General features: G+C 38.4%; 21 protein-coding genes. 7 read left to right on the top strand and 14 right to left on the bottom strand.

What is annotated here, in order from left to right; genetic code table 11:
* Positions 1–350 precede the first annotated feature (350 nt).
* The 3 genes from porV to ispF are packed head-to-tail and all read left to right on the top strand — an operon-like array spanning position 351 to position 2,035.
* Positions 351–1,115, top strand: a complete 765-nt coding sequence (gene porV / locus ACQ86H_RS26455) for a type IX secretion system outer membrane channel protein PorV (RefSeq protein WP_431293031.1) — start codon at positions 351–353, stop codon at positions 1,113–1,115.
* Positions 1,088–1,537: a PorV/PorQ family protein gene (locus ACQ86H_RS26450; protein WP_431295482.1), complete on the top strand. Its 450-nt coding sequence runs from the start codon at positions 1,088–1,090 to the stop codon at positions 1,535–1,537. The genes porV and ACQ86H_RS26450 overlap by 28 nt, the downstream gene beginning before the upstream one ends.
* A gap of 21 nt (positions 1,538–1,558) precedes the next feature.
* On the top strand, positions 1,559–2,035 hold the full coding sequence (gene ispF / locus ACQ86H_RS26445) for a 2-C-methyl-D-erythritol 2,4-cyclodiphosphate synthase (RefSeq protein WP_138819671.1): 477 nt from the start codon (positions 1,559–1,561) through the stop codon (positions 2,033–2,035).
* A gap of 155 nt (positions 2,036–2,190) precedes the next feature.
* Here the strand turns inward: ispF and ACQ86H_RS26440 are convergent, their stop codons facing one another.
* The 12 genes from ACQ86H_RS26440 to ACQ86H_RS26385 form a co-directional block, all read right to left on the bottom strand.
* A complete protein-coding gene (locus tag ACQ86H_RS26440; protein WP_431293030.1) occupies positions 2,191–5,454 on the bottom strand; it encodes a glycosyltransferase in 3,264 nt (1,087 codons plus the stop codon).
* A gap of 1,380 nt (positions 5,455–6,834) precedes the next feature.
* Complete coding sequence (locus ACQ86H_RS26435; protein ID WP_431293029.1) at positions 6,835–7,704, bottom strand: pirin family protein; 870 nt, start codon at positions 7,702–7,704, stop codon at positions 6,835–6,837.
* Between the two features lie 71 nt (positions 7,705–7,775).
* Positions 7,776–8,306 carry a YceI family protein gene (locus tag ACQ86H_RS26430; RefSeq protein WP_431293028.1) on the bottom strand — a complete coding sequence of 177 codons (531 nt, stop codon included), beginning with the start codon at positions 8,304–8,306 and terminating at the stop codon, positions 7,776–7,778.
* 218 nt (positions 8,307–8,524) lie between these two features.
* Positions 8,525–9,034 (bottom strand): Crp/Fnr family transcriptional regulator, encoded by a 510-nt coding sequence (locus tag ACQ86H_RS26425; protein ID WP_431293027.1) that lies wholly within the window; start codon positions 9,032–9,034, stop codon positions 8,525–8,527.
* 75 nt (positions 9,035–9,109) lie between these two features.
* Positions 9,110–9,352 carry a FeoB-associated Cys-rich membrane protein gene (locus ACQ86H_RS26420; protein WP_431293026.1) on the bottom strand — a complete coding sequence of 81 codons (243 nt, stop codon included), beginning with the start codon at positions 9,350–9,352 and terminating at the stop codon, positions 9,110–9,112.
* 413 nt (positions 9,353–9,765) lie between these two features.
* Complete coding sequence (locus ACQ86H_RS26415) at positions 9,766–10,950, bottom strand: hypothetical protein (protein ID WP_431293025.1); 1,185 nt, start codon at positions 10,948–10,950, stop codon at positions 9,766–9,768.
* A gap of 300 nt (positions 10,951–11,250) precedes the next feature.
* Positions 11,251–11,649, bottom strand: a complete 399-nt coding sequence (locus ACQ86H_RS26410; RefSeq protein WP_431293024.1) for a glutamine amidotransferase-related protein — start codon at positions 11,647–11,649, stop codon at positions 11,251–11,253.
* Positions 11,650–11,666: 17 nt separating this feature from the next.
* Complete coding sequence (locus ACQ86H_RS26405; protein WP_431293023.1) at positions 11,667–11,978, bottom strand: hypothetical protein; 312 nt, start codon at positions 11,976–11,978, stop codon at positions 11,667–11,669.
* A gap of 5 nt (positions 11,979–11,983) precedes the next feature.
* On the bottom strand, positions 11,984–13,084 hold the full coding sequence (locus tag ACQ86H_RS26400) for a carboxylate-amine ligase (RefSeq protein WP_431293022.1): 1,101 nt from the start codon (positions 13,082–13,084) through the stop codon (positions 11,984–11,986).
* 29 nt (positions 13,085–13,113) lie between these two features.
* Entirely contained in the window at positions 13,114–13,668 is a 555-nt protein-coding gene (locus tag ACQ86H_RS26395; protein ID WP_431293021.1) for a hypothetical protein, read from the bottom strand.
* Positions 13,668–14,192, bottom strand: a complete 525-nt coding sequence (locus ACQ86H_RS26390; protein WP_431293020.1) for an ATP-grasp domain-containing protein — start codon at positions 14,190–14,192, stop codon at positions 13,668–13,670. Before ACQ86H_RS26390 ends, ACQ86H_RS26395 begins: the two co-directional genes overlap by 1 nt.
* Positions 14,193–14,316: 124 nt before the next feature.
* Entirely contained in the window at positions 14,317–15,024 is a 708-nt protein-coding gene (locus tag ACQ86H_RS26385; protein ID WP_431293019.1) for an esterase family protein, read from the bottom strand.
* 182 nt (positions 15,025–15,206) lie between these two features.
* Between ACQ86H_RS26385 and ACQ86H_RS26380 the strand changes: the two genes are divergently transcribed.
* Both ACQ86H_RS26380 and ACQ86H_RS26375 read left to right on the top strand, forming a co-directional pair.
* Entirely contained in the window at positions 15,207–15,722 is a 516-nt protein-coding gene (locus tag ACQ86H_RS26380) for an alpha/beta hydrolase (RefSeq protein ID WP_431293018.1), read from the top strand.
* Positions 15,719–16,018: a hypothetical protein gene (locus tag ACQ86H_RS26375; RefSeq protein WP_431293017.1), complete on the top strand. Its 300-nt coding sequence runs from the start codon at positions 15,719–15,721 to the stop codon at positions 16,016–16,018. The genes ACQ86H_RS26380 and ACQ86H_RS26375 overlap by 4 nt, the downstream gene beginning before the upstream one ends.
* A 104-nt stretch (positions 16,019–16,122) precedes the next feature.
* Here the strand turns inward: ACQ86H_RS26375 and ACQ86H_RS26370 are convergent, their stop codons facing one another.
* Positions 16,123–16,800, bottom strand: coding sequence for a TIGR02117 family protein (locus ACQ86H_RS26370; protein ID WP_431293016.1), 678 nt, complete (start codon positions 16,798–16,800; stop codon positions 16,123–16,125).
* A 141-nt stretch (positions 16,801–16,941) separates the two neighbouring features.
* Here ACQ86H_RS26370 and ACQ86H_RS26365 point away from each other — a divergent pair, with 141 nt between their 5' ends.
* A complete protein-coding gene (locus ACQ86H_RS26365) occupies positions 16,942–17,388 on the top strand; it encodes a VOC family protein (protein WP_138819683.1) in 447 nt (148 codons plus the stop codon).
* 6 nt (positions 17,389–17,394) lie between these two features.
* Here ACQ86H_RS26365 and ACQ86H_RS26360 read toward each other — a convergent pair whose 3' ends face one another.
* Positions 17,395–17,754 (bottom strand): DUF4180 domain-containing protein, encoded by a 360-nt coding sequence (locus tag ACQ86H_RS26360; protein WP_431293015.1) that lies wholly within the window; start codon positions 17,752–17,754, stop codon positions 17,395–17,397.
* 225 nt (positions 17,755–17,979) lie between these two features.
* Between ACQ86H_RS26360 and typA the strand changes: the two genes are divergently transcribed.
* Positions 17,980–19,785 carry a translational GTPase TypA gene (typA, locus tag ACQ86H_RS26355; protein ID WP_138819685.1) on the top strand — a complete coding sequence of 602 codons (1,806 nt, stop codon included), beginning with the start codon at positions 17,980–17,982 and terminating at the stop codon, positions 19,783–19,785.
* The last annotated feature ends 74 nt before the right edge of the window (positions 19,786–19,859 follow it).

Here is a 19,859-nt window from a genome sequence, read left to right as displayed (position 1 = left end):
GTTCGATTAAGGTTATAATAATCGGGAAGTTAGTATAATACACTAATATTTTGATAATGATGATCAATAAATTATCCATTTGGTGTATTGCTTAGTCACGATTAAATCGGGTAAATCAATACATAAAGATATAAAATCTGGAAAAATATGGATTAAATTGTTTTATTAAATGGTTAATAACTTTGTCCTTACAGTTTTGCAGTAACACCCATATGTAAAAATCGTAGGTTTAATTAGTAAATAATCATAGAATTCGTAATTTGGTGAAATATAAGTTTTGGTTTTACGTTACTGATGTATTCTCCAGTTATTGCTAAATACCAAGATCTAAAATTACGTACCTTTAAAGGATGAATTTCAAGTACATCAGTAAACTTGCTTTTTCTGCACTCTCAATGGCCTTGGTGTTTGGTAAAACAAATGCCCAGGTAACCATAGGCAATACCCAAACGAATGGTAGCGAGGCAAACAACATTGTAACAGCAGTTCCATTTCTGCTTATTACACCCGATGCCCGTGCAGGCGCAATGGGCGATGCCGGTGTGGCTGTTGCGGGAGATGTAAATTCGGCCAGTATTAATGCTTCTAAACTTGCTTTTTTAGACAAACCTTATGGTTTTTCAGTGTCATATAGCCCATGGTTAAAAAGCCTTGTGCCTGATATTAATCTTGCTTATTTAAGTGGTTTTTATAAATTGGACGACCGCAATACCATTGGCGCATCTTTAAGGTATTTTTCTCTAGGCTCCATCCAGCTTACAGACATTAACCAACAGGATCTTGGGATCTCCAATCCTAATGAATTGGCTTTTGATGTTTCTTTTGCCCGTAATTTTGGTAAAGAGTTTTCACTGGGAACGTCATTAAGATATATTTATTCAAATTTAGCTTCCGGTCAGTTTTCATCTTCAGGACAGGTACGCAGTGGAAATGCAGTAGCAGTTGATGTTTCAGGTTTGTACAAAACAACCACAACATTATTTGGTAAACAGGCTATTCTTTCGGCTGGTGCTAATATTTCCAATATCGGAACAAAAATGAGCTATTCTGATGGGGGAGAGAACTTCTTTTACCTACAAATTTTAAAATCGGAGGTGCATCGACATTTACTGTAGACGATTTCAGCACTTTAACCTTTGCGCTTGATTTTAACAAATTGCTGGTACCAACTCAACCTATATACGATTCGAACAATAACATTGTAAGCGGAAAAGATCCGAACCGTTCGGTACCCGCCGGAATTTTTGGTTCATTTAGTGACGCACCAGGTGGTTTTAGCGAAGAACTCAAGGAAGTTGGAATCTCAACAGGTCTTGAATATTGGTACAATCAACAATTTGCGGTTAGGGCAGGCTACAACTATCAGAGCCCAATGAAAGGCGATAGTCGCTATTTTACCTTGGGCCTTGGCCTAAAATACAACGTATTTAATATCGATTTCTCTTATTTAATTGCAAATGCACAGACTAGTCCACTTGCAAATACCTTACGTTTTGGTCTATTGTTTAACTTTGGCGAAAGTAAAAGCAAAAGATAAAAAAGATTAAAGCAAATAAACATGAAAATTAGAGTAGGTTTCGGATTTGATGTGCATCAATTAAAAGATCAGCATCCTTTTGTTGTTGGTGGTGTTACATTAGATCATCACAAGGGTGCTTTTGGACATTCGGATGCTGATGTTTTACTTCATGCCATTTGCGACGCACTTTTAGGGGCCGCCAATTTACGTGATATCGGTTTTCATTTTAAAAATACAGATGACAGATGGAAAGGCATTAGTAGCTTAATCCTGCTGAAAGAAACCGTTAAATTACTGGCTGAAAAAGGATGGCATATTGGGAATATTGATGCCATGCTTTGTTTAGAAGCGCCAAAAATTAATCCACATATTCCGGCCATGCAACAAAACATTGCTGATGCCATTGGAATTTCTACCGAAGATATTTCAATAAAGGCAACCACCAACGAGCAAATGGGCTTTATCGGTAGAGAAGAGGGCGTTGTTTCTTATGCGGTTTGCTTAATCGAAAAGTAAAAACTTCTGTTTTTAGAGAGTACAGGAGTTTGGTTAAATATCTTTCCATTAATAATGATGTTATTATTATGGATGAGATGGTTAGCCAAGGAAGTCAAGTTTTTTATAACACATTGGCTATTAAAACCTGACTTCTTTTAAAGGACCGGATTGTACTAGGCTATCTGCTCCTTAACATTTCCTGTTCTTTTTATTGTACCCCAGGTTTCCAGTTCGCCTTTTATTGCTTTCCTGAAAGAACGGAAGAGTACAACATACATTAATTGTCTCCAGAAAAAACGCTGAGGGAAAATGTAAAGTAAATTGGTGTACTTTTCTTTCTCCATCCGGAAAGCAATTGCAGCAAAGATCATATCAACAAAGATGAAGATAATGTAATAGAAGAGTACCTGGCCAAAACCATTATGAAGACTTAAAATTCCTGAAAATCCGGTTAGCGTTAAATTATTAATGGCGCTTAGAGAGAAGAGACCGCTGATTAAAGAAATAAGCATAAAAAGATCGGCAAGTGGAGAAAATAATGGCAAAATAATCTGATAGATCAGGATATTTGGCATCCCTACCATTCCAAAATAGCTATACTTCTTGTTAAGCAATGTTTTTCTGTTTTTCCAAAAACTTTGCATTACCCCAAAACTCCAGCGGAAACGTTGTTTTAGCAGCATATTTACTGTCTCTGGTGCTTCTGTATAGGCAATTGCACTATCACAGTTTTTAACTTTGTAACCTGCCCTTAAAATGCGCATGGTTAGATCACAATCTTCAGCAAGGGTATCAATAGTAAAACCACCGACTTCAAGAATCACATTTTTTCTAAAGGCACCTATTGCCCCAGGCACAACAGTAATTGTATTTAATAAATCGAAGGCTCTTCTATCCATATTTTGAGCTGTGATGTATTCGATCGATTGCCATTTAGTAATGATGTTGTTGGTATTTCCAACTTTCACAGTTCCGGCTACGGCTGCTATTTTATCGTTATAGAAATAGCGCATCAGTTCGGTAACCGCATCTTCTTTTAGTTGCGTATCGGCATCTATACAGACTACAAATTCAGAAGCAGCTTTTGATATACCATAATTTAATGCAGATGCCTTGCCTCCATTTTCTTTACGGAAAACCTTTACCAAAGGGTGATTGCCAAAGTGTTTATTAATGATATCAAAGGTTTTATCTTTTGAACCATCATCAACAAAAATTAATTCAAAATCAGGGTAGGTGGTTTTTAAAAGACTATTAATGGTTTGAACTGCAGTAACTTCTTCATTGTAAGCCGGAATGATAATGCTTACCTTTTCTGCAGGATGCTGTATTAATTTACTCACATTGCGTTTTGCTCTTTTTCGCTGTCTGATGGCTAAATAAGCGATAAATATGGTCCTTAAGATCGCAAGTACAATTGCAACAGAAAATATAATGTTTAAAATCATGTTTCCGTAGTAAAAGAAATTGATGAAAAAGTAATCACCAGAGCCTGAAAAGCCACTGTTTGCGGTAGATTTTACTGCAGGCATGAGTTCTGATCTCTTTTTGCCCATTAAATCGCCTACCGTGGTGAAAGTATAGCCCTTTGCTTTAAAGAATTTTATAATGCGGGGTAAGGCTGCAACGGTAGCTTCACGGTTTCCGCCGGCATCATGCAGTAAAAGGATATTGCCGTTGTCTTGCTGTTTTACCACCTCGTTAAAAATCTGATCGGCAGTTTTACCCGGCTGCCAATCTTCGGGATCGATATATTCACCGATATTGATGTAATTCTCTTTGCGGCTTTGTGCAACGGGTAAAATTTCAGAAATGTTTTGTGGTTCGGCATCGGCATTAAATGGCGCACGGAATAGGATTGTGCTATGTCCGGTAACGGCTTCAATTAACCTACGGGTTGCATTCAGTTCAAATTTTACCCGCTTTGGGCCAATAGCAGACATATCTGGATGAAAAAAGGTATGGTTTCCAATTTCGTAACCATCATTATATTCCTGCCTTAACAATTCCATGTTCTTTTCAGCCATAATGCCAACCACAAAGAAACAGCCAGGTACTTTTTCCTGTTTCAAAATATTCAACACCTGTGGGGTATAAACAGGATCGGGGCCGTCATCAAAAGTTAAAGCAATTTTTTTGTCGGCTTCTCCAAACCTTTTAATTACGTATTGTTCTGGAAGTCTGGTATACTTTTGATCGGCAATGGAGAAATTTTCTTTATTTAAAGTGAATTTTACGCTGCCTGGTGTAGGAGTGGAAATGAGATCCAGTATTTCGCCATCACCTAAATAGGAGATTCCGCCCATATTTAACGAAGCAATTTTGCGTAAATCGAAGGGCTTTTTCTTTAGTGTATCCAGGCTAAGATCATCAGAAATAAATGACCATAAGCGTTTATCTTCCGAGCCTAAACGCCATAAGGCTATACCAGCAATATCCCAGTCATCCGCTTTGCGGATTAAGTTAAAATAAGTGGCCGCATCAGTAAAGTAAACTTCATGTTTAATTCCACTGCCATCGTTGTAAGTGTAGTTTAAATTGGCAGAAGCAGGATTGTAGTTTATTTTGCTTTTATAATTAACCGCTATTGTCATAGCCTGCTCGTAAGTAACGGGTTGTCCAATGCTATTTTTTGGCCAATCATAACCGTAACAAGCTAAGGCAAGGATTACTTTGCTGGCATCAACTTTATTGCAAATGTCATCAAGCTTTTCTTCTACCCATTCCTGATGGGAAATATCGCCTGCGTTACTTTGTTCGGTATGCTGATCATAAGCCATTAATACGAGGTAATCATTATATTTTTGAAGGATTTCTGGCTTATAATCGTCATTTTCGGGTGAAATATCCTGAGAAACAATCAGTTTTTTTGCGTGAAACTGAGTATATAGATTCTTCATAAAAGCGTTAAAGCTATCGTTGTTTTGAAGGTTGAGTTCTTCAAAATCTATGTTGATTCCACTATAACCATACTTTTTGGTGATCGCTATCAGATCGTAGATCAATTTTTGCTGAGCGGGTTGATCATTTAATAACCTTCTTACTGCTGCACCATCCCAATGGTCTTTATTATAATTTGAAACCACTGCAAGAGCCGATTTTTTGCCAGCGTGTATTACTTTTAAGGCCGCAGTATCTGCCTTATCTACAATTGAATCACCATTTAAAAAGAACGATTCTGTAGCCACCATATCCAAATGGCTGATGTTGCGTTTTAAATCTGATATTGACGATTCTTTACTTGCTGCCCAACTTACGTAAAAGGCCATGTTGATGCGCTTGTTATTGCCACGATGAGTTAAAATGCGGTGTTCACGATCTTTTTTGATCTTTTGCAGCTTAGATTTTTCTATAGTGAAATCTTTATACCGTTGCGATTTTTTTAACTTCTCTAACTGTTTTTGTGTTAATGGTGCATTCGTGTTTATAAAAGGCAAACTGGGCGACTGTACTGAAGACAGTGTGTAGGCTACGCAGATGATTGCGACAATGAAGACTAAAAAAAACGTACGGCTTACCCATGTAAATGCGTGCCAGCGCCTTTTAGTTTCAGTCTGAAATATTTGTTTTCCGGACATTTTTCTTTTCTGATTTATTGATCAAATGTCACTAACGAATATGAAGATTGAATGAATGATTTTAAATTAAAGCGCCGTGAAATTAGATCGTTAGTTCTACTCTAAGATACTATTTTATTGATTGAAGAATGAATTTTTGGATCCTCTTTATCATTAATAGATTTAGGATTTTAATTATTCCGGGTATGGCCACTTTGAAGAGTTTTCGTTGACAGAAGCCCTAACTAATTTAGCCCTTGGCGAGCGGTATCCTGCAGGCTTGGAGGTACGACGGCCGAAGCGTACAAGCATAGCAAAGGAATAAACGATGTTTCTTGCACGGTACTTGCGCTCCTAAAATCATTTTTACAGAAAACAATTTAATTAGCGCCATATAACTTCCCGCGCCAAATGGATAAAAGGTTTTTTGGAAATGAATACCTTCTGTGCTTTATAGAGGACTGCAGCCCCGCTATCCCTACTGCCGATAGAAAAATCGGCATTCGTACTATCGGGTTTAGATAACTCCTGTTCTTGCTGCTATGAGGGGTTTTCCTTACCGGAGGCCCAACCAATTTAGCCCTTGGCGAGCGGTACCCTGCAGGCTTGGAGGTACGACGGCCGAAGCGTACAAGCATAGCAAAGGAATAAACGATGTTTCTTGCACGGTACTTGCGCTCCTAAAACTATTTTTACAGAAAACAATTTAATTAGCGCCATATAACTTCCCGCGCCAAATGGATAAAAGGTTTTTTGTAAATGAACACTTCTGTGCTTTATGGAGGACTGCAGCCCCGCTATCCCTACTGCCGATAGAAAAATCGGCATTCGTACTATCGGGTTTAGATGATTCCTGTTCTTGCTGCTATGAGGGGTTTTCCTTACCGGTGGCCCAACCAATTTAGCCCTTGGCGAGCGGTACCCTGCAGGCTTGGAGGTACGACGGCCGAAGCGTACAAGCATAGCAAAGGAACAAACGATGTTCATGCACAGTCCTTGCGCTCCTAAAACCATTTTCGCAGAAAATAATTTAATTAGCGCCATATAACTTCCCGGGCCAATTGGATAAGAGGCTTTTTGGAAATGAACAGTTCTGTGCTTGTGGAGGAATGTAGCTTATCATAACGCAATGATTGGACTCTGTTGTAATATAAAGTCGAAAAAAGCCGACAATTACAAAAATGCCGGCTAATTTTATCTATTCAGTATGATGGATGCTGAAACCAATCCGATAACTATCGGATCAGCATGATTTTCCGTTTACTCTTCTAAGTAGCCAAACCTGCCTTGGTTATAATCTTCAATGGCCTGATGGATTTCGGCTTCAGTATTCATTAAAAAGGGGCCATACTGAGCAACCGGCTCGTCGATTGGTTCTCCGCTTAAAACTAAAATTACACTGTTTTCTAAAGCTTCGATCTTAATCTCTGTACCTTTGTTACTGAAGTGGACAAAATTATCTGCTATTGCGGTTTCCGATCCGTTTATTTTAATCGAGCCTTCAATCACCATAAATCCGGTATTAAAATTTTGAGGAAAGTTAAAGGTAACTTCGCCACCTTTATTTAGTCGGGCATTATACATTTCTATGGGGCTAAAAGTGTTTGCATTGCCCTTTATGCCTTTATAATTACCTGCTATAATTTCAATTTTTCCTCCATTCTCCGGAAGTTCAAAAAGAGCCATATCGGCCTGTTTAATGGCCTGATAGCCGGGTTTACCCATTTTATCCTTTGCAGGTAGATTAACCCAAAGCTGAATCATTTGAAAGGGACCTCCGGCTAAGCTGTAGTTGGTTTCATGATATTCTTTATGTAATACACCGCTCGCTGCAGTCATCCATTGTACATCTCCCGGATAAATCACTCCACTGTTTCCAGAACTGTCATGATGTGCAACCGCACCATGATAGGCAATCGTTACTGTTTCGAAGCCACGATGGGGGTGAATACCAACGCCCCGTGGTTCTTTCCTTGCAGAAAATTCGATCTTTGAGCCATAATCCATTAAGAAAAAAGGACTCATATTGATTTGATATCCGCCTGGAAAAAAATTGTGTACCCTAAACCCATCGCCAACCATGTGCGGCGCCGGAGCTTTTAGTACTTTTTCTATTTGTTTTGTTTCCATTACCTTCAAGTTAAATAAGGCATGGTGCATAGGGCATGGAGTAAAAACCCCATGCTTAAATTCCCTTTGCTCTATGCTTGTTTCACAAACTGTAATTCGCCTAAAATGCGAACTTCTTCACTTACCATTACGCCACCAGTTTCCAGCGCAGCATTCCATGTTAAACCGAATTCAGAGCGGTTAATTTTTCCGCTTAAGGTAAAACCTGCTTTGGTATTTCCCCAGGGATCGGTAGCAATGCCACCAAATTCTGCGGTTAATTTTACCGGTTTAGTTTCGCTTTTAATCGTTAAATCACCTTTAACGATATAATCGCCCCCATCTTTTTCTACTGAATTGGATTTAAATTCGATGTGCGCAAATTTTTCAGCATCGAAAAAATCACCACCTTTTAAATGGTTATCGCGGTCAGTATTTCCGGTATCAAGTGAACCGATATCACCTTTGAAAGAAATCTCTGCATTTTCAAATTCATCACCATCAGACAATAATTCTGCGGAGAAAGATTTTAAACTACCTGTTACTGTAGTAATCATTAAGTGTTTTACTTTAAATTGTAACTCGCTGTGGGTTGGATCTAATGTCCATTTTGTAGTTGCCATATCTTTTGTTTTTGAGATGTTTAATATTTACAACACAAAAGTACAGCGCAGGGTTTTACTACATATTGATGTATGGTAAGAAAGGGAAATAATTGAATGAGAGAAGGATAGGTTGATGGAATGAGAGAATTATGGAATGCGAGAAGGTTGAAACGTTGAAAGGTTAGATTTGACGATACCAATCACTCATTCAAAATTCAGTCATTCACTAATTAAAGCTAAGGTCTGAAATGTTTGTTAGCAAGTTCTTTTCTTACGCGGCTTAGCGATTCGGGTGTAATACCCAGATAAGATGCAATCATCCATTGTGGTACGCGGAGCGTAAGGTTAGGGTAAAGTTTAATAAAATCGAGGTATCTTTCTTCCGCCGTTGCGCTCAATAACATATTTATTCTTTTCTGCATAAAGCGGATCGAATTATTAAGTAGCTTAATTTGCATCGGCTGTAAGCATGGTACTTGCCTGGCCGCTTCTTCCATAAAATTGTTGGGCATTAACACCGCTTCGGTTGCTTCTATGGCATCAATAAAAAATATCGAGGGTTCGTTATTCATGTTATTACGGTCGGAAACCAACCAGTTTTCTGGTGCGAACTGAAGAATGTGTTCTTTACCTTTTGCATCAATTGAATAGGCACGTAACAATCCTTTGCCTACAAAATATCCGTGTTTGAAATTATCGCCGGTATATTGAACTATTTCGTTTTTCTCGAATTTTTTAATCTTCAAAACAGAAGATATGCTTTCGAACTGTTCATCAGTGATCTCTATTTTTTCCTGTAAGTATTTTTTGAAACTGATGAATCATAAAGGTGGAATGTTATTTTTTACGGGCTTAATATCGGAAAAATCTACACCACATTTGCAATTACCGCCACATCCGTCTTTTTTTGCCTGTAAAGATTTAAACACCAAACGGCCAACATATACCAATGCTACCGCAAAAAGTAAAAAGACTAAAATCGTTTGAATATCCATAGTACAAATATAAGGGCTTTTAGTGTTTTGGTGTTCAGGTGAATGTAAATATATCGGATTGCTATCCATAATTAACCGCAAAATACGCAAAGCATTTCGCAAAGAAACGCTAAGTAGAATACGTTTTTTATCACAAAGATAACCGATTTTTACACGGAGTTCACAGAGCGGGTTTTGAGATATTTTGCCGCGGAGTCACAGAAAACACGGAGGGATCGTATAGCTTGGTACTATCCTTTTTTCTTTGGCAAATCTTTATACTGGGATTATTTAGCATAGTTTTTCGTGCCATCCGTGTCTCTGTGCCTGAATGATTATTGAGTTAATAATTATTTATGTTCGTGGAGATACGAACCTTGGCTTAAGAAAGATCATTCTCTGTGATCCTCTGTGCCTTTTCTCCGTAGGCTCGATGGTTAAATAAAATGATCTTTGCGTTCTTTGCGCCTTCCCTTCTCGCTCTTTGCGGTTAGAAAGGGGAACTATTCCATAAAACCTACAGTACCGCCAACCCAATCAAAGTCGGCATTGTAACGGACACCAATCATTTTTCCTTTGCTTAACCTTGCCAGATTAATACAAAGCTGAGGCTCACCATTGTCAGGCCATAAATACATCATCCTGATTTCGGCCTTTACCCCACCATCCGGCGCCTGTACGGCTGGTTCATAGTTTACTTTCCGCTGCAGAATCCAGTTTTCAGGATCTTTAATATTGGTAATGTCCGCTTTGCTTACGTCAATAATAACACCCATGCCTGCGAAAGAAAATAATGGCTTAAGTACATAGTTTTCTAAATCACCAGGAATCGTTTTTACCTCATTTAAAAAACGTGTTTCAGGCACAAATTCGCTTTTTAGAAATGGCATGGTGTACTTGCTGATGCGATAGAACCAGTTGGGGTGCGTTACCCACTCCACATCGATTTCTTCACGTGGATCGAAACTGTTTTTAAAGATCCCGGTGTTATTTGCCACTTCGTCGAATATCAGACGGTTATAAATTCTTTTCAACTGGATCTTTTTGCCATTTTCTTCGTAAAAGAGGAATTTGCCTGCTTTTTTAATGTTTTCCAGTGCCAAAATTTTAATACCCAGCATTTTTTGGGTTACAAAAAAATCAATGGCTGTTTTTTGATTAGGCGCATCTACATCCATCAGGGCCACTTCTTCTGGCTGGTGGGAGCCAATAATAACTTCTTTAAGTAGTTTAATGTATTTTTCTTCGTTAAAGCCGGTTAAAAAATAATTTACGGAAGGATCTATATCGAAATTCGTTTTAAAAGTTTTTGCCAAGTGATGCTGAAAACCATATAACGAGGGGAAACCCTGCATTTCGATCAACATAGGAGTGAGTTCTCCATTTTTATCTTTACAAATACCGAAATCAAAGGTTAAAAAGTGTGGCTGCTCATTTTCATTAGGTACATTCCAGTCTGAAGGGATTGCCTTTTGAGTTAGCGCTTTAAAATTGGGCTGCTTAATCAGCTTTATAATTTCTTCTCCTGCTGCAATTAATTTCTCTTTTAAGGCTTTCGGAACAAAAATAGGTGTTTCTGCAACCCGGAAAGGGATTGAGGGATAGCCATTTTCCAATTCGGTAAGGAAGTTTTGATACTTCTCTTCGGTAAACTGCTGGTTGTATTTTTGGCGTTGGGCAGGTATCATAGGTTTTTGTGTTTTATTTCTGTTGCCGAATCCGTCATTACAAAGAGTGATCGTCCTTTCGACCGTAGTGGAGAAATCTATCGGCGATTATCATATACTTTTTAATAGATTTCTCCATTCCGCTGCGCTCCAGTCGAAATGACGAATATATGCGAGAAAGATTGCTTCACTCATTCGCTCAATCTACCTCTTCAGTTCGCAATGACGACTGTTTTTGCAAATGCCTAATTGCTTTTTGTAAAAAATTAGGTAAAATAACACTTTGCGTAAGCACAATCCTTGCAGGATCGTCTAAACTGTTTAACATATCCAGGTATTTTTGCTCCCCGTGCATATCAACAATTGCTTTTTCTTTTCTTCCTGAAGCAAGTACATTTTCATGCCCGCCGGATCGGCCTCAGGATGAAATTGTGTACCGATAATTTCATCTGAAAAGCGGATCGACATCATACAGCGTTCTAAATTGACATGTTTGCGTTCTTTTTCGATGGCCAATAATTTGGCACCTTTTCGCTCAAAAGCTGCAAAATCTGGTTCAATCACCTGCCAATCTCTGCTGTCGACCGAAAAGAAAGGATTGGTGATGCCGTTAAAAATTTCATCTTTTTCTCCGTATTCAGTTAAGGTAATCGGGAAAATACCAAAAGCATTAGACCGTCTTTCAGTTACGTTACCCAATTCATACTTTCTGCAAGCCAATTGAAAGGAATGGCAGATTAAAAAGCATATTTTTTTCTTTCGTTTCTATAGTTAAAAGCTTCTATCTGATCTAAGAGATTAAAGAAATCATTTTCCCATTGTTCGCCTTTACTTTCAATCGGACTCCCTGGTCCGCCGCTAGAAATATATGCATCGTAACCAATGCCGGGCATTTCTCCTTTCTGCCTTAAGTCAAAAATATCAAAGCTTAAATCAATATTGTTTTCAATTCTGAAACGGGATAAAATTTCCTGAATTCCCCGCATACCCTGATTAGGTGCGCCGTTATTCATGTCAATAACTGCTACCTTTAAGCTTCTTTTATCCATTTTAATTACTTTGCACCTATAAGTGTTTGAGTGGTAATGTAATCTACCACGGCCTCAAAGTTACCAGTTTGCTGGTAAACAGCCAACTGTCTGTCTGCTCCGGTACCATGCTCCAGGATTTTATGCACATAAATAATGTCTTCGCGGCAGCCCAAATCATCTACTACGTCATCTACAAAATCCAGTAATTCTAAAACAAGGTTCCGGCAGTTAACTTCCATTTCTTTACCAAAATCTATCAAATTGCCATCAATCCCATAACGTGCAGCCCGCCATTTGTTTTCGTTGATCAATGCTCTTGAATAACTGATAAACTCCATATTCTGCAAACGCAGTTTATACAATTTAGCACATAATGCCTGAAATAATGCCGTAAAAGCCATCGTTTCATCAATTAGCATTGGGCAATCGCATATTCTGAACTCTACGGTGTCAAAAAATGGATGTACGCGGATGTCCCACCAAATTTTCTTTGCATTATCCATGCAATTGGTTTTGATGAGCAGTTTTACATAATTGTCGTAATCTTCAATGCTGTTAAAAATATCAGGGATGCCTGTACGTGGGAATTTATCGAATATTTTAGTCCTGAAAGATTTGTAACCTGTATTTCTTGATTCCCAGAATGGCGAATTGGTTGATAGAGCAAAAACGTGCGGTAAAAAATACCTTACCTGATTGGCAATATGAATGGCCAGCTCGCGCGATTGAAAGCCTACATGTACATGCAGCCCAAAAATAAGGTTAGAGCGGGCGGCCTCCTGCAACTCGTTAACGATTTCGTTGTAGCGGGGATGTTCGGTAATCAATTGTTTTTCCCAATGCGAAAAGGGGTGGGTACCAGCTGCACCAATTCTCAAACCCTGTTCTCCGGCAAGTTGCGATACGGTGTAGCGCAGTTGAGAAATTTCTTTACGTGCTTCTGTGGTTGTTTTACAAATACCAGTTCCAACTTCTACTACTGCCTGGTGCATTTCTGCTTTAACCTGGTCTTTGTGAATCTTTTGTGCAGCTTCTACAATTTTTTGGTCATGAGAAGTAAGCTCTCTGGTAACGGGATCAATTACCATGTACTCTTCTTCTATGCCCAGCGTAAACTCATTCATGTTAATATTGATTAGAATTTAAATCCCAATTATTTTTTTGCTGCTGCCTTTTTAGGCTTTGCGGGCGCCTTCTCTGGTGTTGCAGTTTTAGCCTTTTCTGTAGCCGTAATTTTCTTAGGCGTAACTGTTTTAGCCACATTTGATTCAGCTTTAGCTATTAGTGGTTTACCACCAACAGAGGCTTTAATGTATTCGCCCCAGGTTAAATTATCTTGTCCGTCTTTTTGTGCTTTAGCCCTTTCTATGGCATAATTGGCTGTGGTTTCTACAACCCAGTCAAAATTCTCCTGACCAACACTTTTAATATCTGCATCGGGGGCAGGGTTACAGAAATCGATTGCAATAGGCACTCCATCACGCACCGCAAATTCAACTGTATTGAAATCATACCCCAGGTATTTGCATAATTTTAAGGTGTATTCCTCAACTGTTTTAAGCAATTTCGGATCAGGTGATTTACCTTCTGTTGCATAGCGTAAATGATGCGGGTTGCGGGGATCGTATTGCATAATGCGTACATGTTTACCACCGATGCAATAACACCTGAAATATTCTTCGAAAATGATTTCTTCCTGCAAAAGCATTACCAGTTGTTGGGTGCCGCTGTGTTTATCAAAAAATCTTCTTTATCATGAAGTTTATAAACATCTCTCCAGCCACCACCATCGTAAGGTTTCATATAGGCCGGAAAACCAGTGTACTCAAAAATGGCATCCCAATCTAAAGGCATCGTGAGGTTCGAAAACGATTCTCCTGTGGTACCTGTAGGATGCTCACGTGATGGGATTAAGGCTGTTTTGGGCACGGGAACACCGATTTGTTCGGCCAGGGCATTGTTGAAAAACTTCTCGTCTGCACTCCACCAAAATGGGTTGTTGATTACTGCAGTTCCGGTAATGGCTGCATTTTTTAAAGATGCACGATAAAAAGGCACATCCTGCGAAATGCGATCGATGATAACCGAATAGCCAAGGGGTATATTCTGAAATATTTTGTCGATTTTAACAGCTTCGGCGGTGATGCCTTTTTCTGCTTTTTGATTGATCCTTTCGATTACGGCTTCAGGAAAAGAACGCTCCTGTCCGAATAAAATCCCTATTTTTTTCATTGATATATTTTAAGTTTAATTGTTTAAGCATTATGGTTAATTGCTTAACTGGTTAATCGGTTAATTGTTTGATGATTATATCCAAAATCGACTCGGGACTTAAGACTGCCGACTTTGGACTAAACTATAACTGTGCAATATAATTCGGAAACATCTCTCTCCAGATCGGCCAGTCATGGTCAGCATTTTGCCTGATATCCAGCCAATGATCGATTCCTTTTTTACTAAGAATTTCCGATAAACGTTCATTGTCCTGCCTGCACATATCGCGGTCGGTTGTACCCAGCACAATTTTCATATAATGCAGCTCAGGATTACTGTTGTTCAGCAGATAATCAACCGGGTTGTTGAAATAAACATCATCGTTGTAAAAGCCGTCTAATTGACCAGAGATATCAAAAGCTCCACTCATGCTGAACATGTGGCTTACCAACCAGGGATGCCTGAAAGCGAAATTTGCTGCATGATAGCCTCCGAAACTGCAACCAGCAGTAATAATTTTACTGTGCCCTGTTTCCTGGCGGGCCAAAGGGGCAACTTCTTCAAGCAGGTATTTGTCGTACCAGATGTGGTTCTTAACCCGGTCTGCCGGATGGATGCTTTTGTTGTACCAACTCAATTTGTCAACGCCATCAGGACAGTAAATCTTAATTTTTCCTTCATTAATAAATCCCTCAACAGAATCTATCAATTTAAAATCCTTATTTTCAAAATATCGACCCATACTCGTTGGGAACAGTAGGATAGGGGTGCCACCGTGACCAAAGATGAGCATGTCGATTTCGCCACTTAAATTCGGGCTGTACCATTTCTTATGTTCTTCTTTAACCATAATAAAAATTGAATAATTTAAGGTATAAATTAAAATCTACAATAAGAATAGTTTAAGCAGTAAAATGAATCAAATTAAGAGGGGATTGTAAAAATTGACCTATGATAATTAATAGTTTATGGAGATTTGTACCTTTGCACCCTAATTCTGAGGCGATAGCCGTGTGATAGGGGATTTTGATTATGAAGTACACCACAATTTTATCGGTAAAAGTTAATACCAGTAGCTTTAAAATACCCTCAGCTTATTTAAAGCGTGAGGTAGAAATAGATATTTATACACCTGAAGGTATTTTAGGGAATGAGAAAATAGAGCTTCTTTTATTAAATGATGGGCAAGATGTGGCTAAAATGGATTTTAGCACGATTTTGGAAGATGCCCATCATTCCAAAAGAAACCATAGGTTAATTGTTGTGGCCATTAAAGCATCAGAAGATCGTTTAATGGAATATGGTATTGCAGTTATGCCTGATTTTAAAGGTCGCGGTGCAAAAGCTAACCTTTATACCGATTTTGTGATTAAAGAACTTCTGCCTTTTGTTAAAAAGAAAATTGCGATGCCGATTACCGGTAAAGTGGGTTTTGCAGGATTTTCTCTTGGCGGTTTATCTGCTTTTGATATTGCCTGGAATAATTCTTCTGCTTTCGATGTTATTGGTGTTTTTTCAGGAGCATTTTGGTGGAGAAAAAAGATTTGAATGAAGGGTATACCGATGCCGACCGTATTATACATCAGCAATTGGAGAATACTTTTACTAAGCCGGATATGAAATTCTGGTTGATGACCGGTACAGAAGACGAAAAGGCAGACCGGAATAAAAATATGATTATCGATTCTATAGACGATACCATTGACGTTGTTAAAATACTCCTGAATAAAGGCTACAAACGGCCTGATAATATTTTTTATTATGAAAGAGTTGGTGGTAAACACGATGTTCCAACATGGGAAAGTGTAATGCCAGCCTTTTTAGATTGGGCATTTGAGGTTTAGTGATAGAATTGATTAGTATGGTCGTCATTCCCGCGCATGCGGGAATCGTAATACAAGCGCTTTAAGATTCCCAATCGAGTTGGGAATGACGATCGTTCGCATGGCTATTTATACTTCAAAAAAATACCCGTATCAAATATTGTCCATAAGCAGCTTCTTTGATCACACGATTTAAGAGCCGTATTGGCCCAGGTATTGCAGGTTTTAAATATGCTATAACTTCCTTTGGCTTCATAAAACGCATCGCCAATATCATAATGGATGTTTGATTTCACATTGATCAAATGGCCTGCTGCATCTTTTTTGAAACTATTTAAGATATAGCCAATAAGTTGTTTGTATTGGGCATGGCTAATCATAATTTTTTTGCAGCTGGCATCTTCCCGTATGTTTTTGTAATAGGTGGTGTGCATGGCCGATGTGCTTAGTCCGGATATTGCCCGTAGGCCATTGCTTAGTTTAAGATCTGAAAATTCGGGTGTTTCCAGGTAGAATTTTTTATCACCCCAGCCCATGGCCAGGTATCGGTAACTGCTATCGGCTTCTAAAGTATTTTGATAATTGATTTCTTTTGTCCAGTTCATTTCGGCGCTAACAGCCGGAACCACAATATCAGTGTGCACGCCATTGGTCATAATATATATGGCAACTTCTTTAGCATTTGTTGGATTGGCATTTATGGTAATACGCGAGCAGCAAAATGCAGTGAAGAAGTAAATCCCAATCAATGCGATAAAAACAATTAAAAATCTACCTGTATATTTTAAACTCCTTTTGTTCATTCCAATCTCCTTTCTGCAATTAATACAAGAGTAGCATTCCTGGTAACCCAATCTACAGAATAATTTGCCTATCGATTTTATTGATACTGATATTGAAAAACATGATTTTTCACGGCTATAAGTTATCCCTACCTTGACAGCATGATAAAAGGATTATTTGAAACGCACATTTATGTAGAGGATTTAGAAAGATCAATCGATTTTTACCGCAATGTTTTAGGTTTAACACAATGCCACTATGAAGAAGAACGCAAAATTGCCTTTTTCTGGATCGGAAAACCGCAGGAAGCCATGTTGGGAATTTGGGAGAAACCAAAGGCAGAAATCGACATCAGGCATTTTGCTTTTCGTTGCGATGTGAATGATGTGCTGAACAAATCAGTTCAATTTCTTGAATCTAAAAATCTTCAGCCTTATAATTTTCTTAACAATGGAAATCACAAGCCAATGGTTTTCGCCTGGATGCCTGCCCTGGCTATTTATTTTAATGATCCTGATGGGCATGCATTAGAATTTATTGCTATTTTAGAAGGAAAGGCAAGGCCAGAGTTAGGTGTAATTTCTTACGAGGATTGGTTAAGCACATAATAAACTTCATCCAGCTAGCTTTGTCAAGGCTTCAGCTGTCGAACCTAAAAAATTAATATGTTCGCCCTTATTGCTTTCGTAAATAAAATCTTTGATACTTTTGCTTTGATATGAGCTAAAATCGCCAATAATTGCGAGGCTTACCCGGTAATTTGAAAATTTTTGAAGAATTTCTCCTGCTATTACGTTTTTCAGGTCGAAGAAATCGGGGGTGATATTTTGTTTGTGGATGATGATTTTATCAAAACCCTGGTAATATAGATTCCCCAATAAGTCTAAGCCATCTGCTGCGTCATTAATAATAATTTCTTCCGAAATGACTTCTGCAATATTGATGTTGTTTATGGTATGCGTTTCAATTTTCATCTGTAATTATAAATTGGCAGGTGTTTTAATTTACCGCGGCTAATTTAAAGATTATGTTTTTTAAAACATTTGGTTCGAACCTGTAATGGATTGAAAAAAGAATTGCTCTGCCTTTCTATTTAAAAGTGAGATAATTGCAACATTATCATCGTATTAAATAGTGAGCGATATAGTAGAAAATCCATTTCTAAACACTATCTTTGCGCCAAATTTGAGGCGCATTTTATGCAAAAGATTAGAAATATAGCTATTATAGCACACGTTGACCACGGTAAAACCACTTTGGTTGATAAGATTTTACACTCTTGTTCTATTTTTCGTGACAACGAACAAACAGGAGAGTTGATATTGGATAACAACGATTTAGAGCGTGAGCGTGGTATCACAATCGTGTCTAAAAACGTATCAGTTCAATACAAAGATGTAAAAATTAACATTATCGATACACCTGGTCACGCGGATTTTGGCGGTGAGGTAGAGCGTGTTTTGAAAATGGCCGATGGTGTACTTTTACTTTGCGATGCTTTTGAAGGTGCAATGCCTCAAACACGTTTCGTAACACAAAAAGCTTTAGCCCTTGGTTTAAAACCGATTGTGGTTGTAAACAAAGTGGATAAAGAAAACTGTCGCCCGGAAGAGGTTTATGAGCAGATTTTCGAATTGTTCTTTAACCTTGAAGCAACTGAAGAGCAATTGGATTTTCCTGTTATTTACGGTTCATCTAAACAAGGATGGATGAGTACAGACTGGAAAGTACCAACTACTGATATTTTCGCTTTACTAGATGCGGTTGTGGCTAACATTCCACCTGCACCAATTAACGACGGTACTTTACAGATGCAGATCACTTCGTTAGATTATTCATCTTTCGTAGGTCGTATCGCAATTGGCCGTGTACACCGCGGTACTATTAAAGAAAACCAACCGGTTACTTTAATTAAACGCGATGGCAAAGTTGTTAAATCAAGAGTAAAAGAACTTTATACTTTCGAAGGTTTAGGTAAGGTTAAAGCTACTGAAGTAAGCTCTGGTGATATTTGTGCAGTTGTAGGTATTGATGGTTTTGATATTGGTGATACTATCGCTGATTTTGAAGCACCAGAACAATTACCGGTAATCAGCATTGATGAGCCAACGATGAACATGTTATTTACCATCAATAACTCTCCGTTTTTTGGTAAAGAAGGTAAATTAGTAACTTCTCAACGTATTAAAGAACGTTTGTACAAAGAGATGGAAAAAAACTTAGCTTTAAAAGTTGTTGAAACAGCTTCTCCTGATGCTTGGTTGGTTTATGGCCGTGGTATTCTCCATTTATCGGTATTAATTGAAACGATGCGTCGTGAAGGTTATGAGATTCAGGTAGGTCAGCCTCAGGTTATCATTAAAGAAATTGATGGTAAAAAACATGAGCCGATTGAAACTTTAATTGTTGATGTTCCGGGAGAAGTTTCTGGTAAAGTAATCGAATTGGTAACTCAGCGTAAAGGCGAGTTATTAATTATGGAGCCAAAAGGCGATTTACAACACTTGGAGTTCGAAATCCCTGCGCGTGGTATCATTGGTTTACGTAATAACGTTTTAACTGCTACAGCAGGTGAGGCAATTATGGCTCACCGTTTCAAAGCTTACGAGCCTTGGAAGGGTACAATCCCTGGTCGTTTAAATGGTGTATTAGTTTCAATGGAAAAGGGTCAAACTACAGCTTATTCAATCGATAAGTTACAAGATAGAGGCCGTTTCTTCATCGATCCGGGAACTGATGTTTACGAAGGTCAGATTATGGGTGAGCACATTCGTGATAACGATTTAGTAGTAAACGTGGTAAAAGGTAAAGCATTAACCAACATGCGTGCTTCTGGTACTGATGATAACACCCGTATTGCTCCGGCAATTAAATTCTCTTTAGAAGAAGCGATGGAATATATCCAGGCTGATGAGTATATCGAGGTTACACCGCAAAGCATGCGTTTACGTAAAATTTTCTTAACTGAGCAAGAACGTAAAGTTAAAGGAAAGCAATTCGCTTAGACCAATAAATCCCCTAAAAGGGGCTTAAAAATACAGATTAATAAAGCCCCGATGTAAATCGGGGCTTTTTGTGT

This window comes from Pedobacter sp. P26 (assembly GCF_050632135.1).
Taxonomy (GTDB): Bacteria; Bacteroidota; Bacteroidia; order Sphingobacteriales; family Sphingobacteriaceae; genus Pedobacter.
Note: the sequence above shows the minus strand (reverse complement) of the source record. Positions and strands in the feature narration are given on the sequence as shown.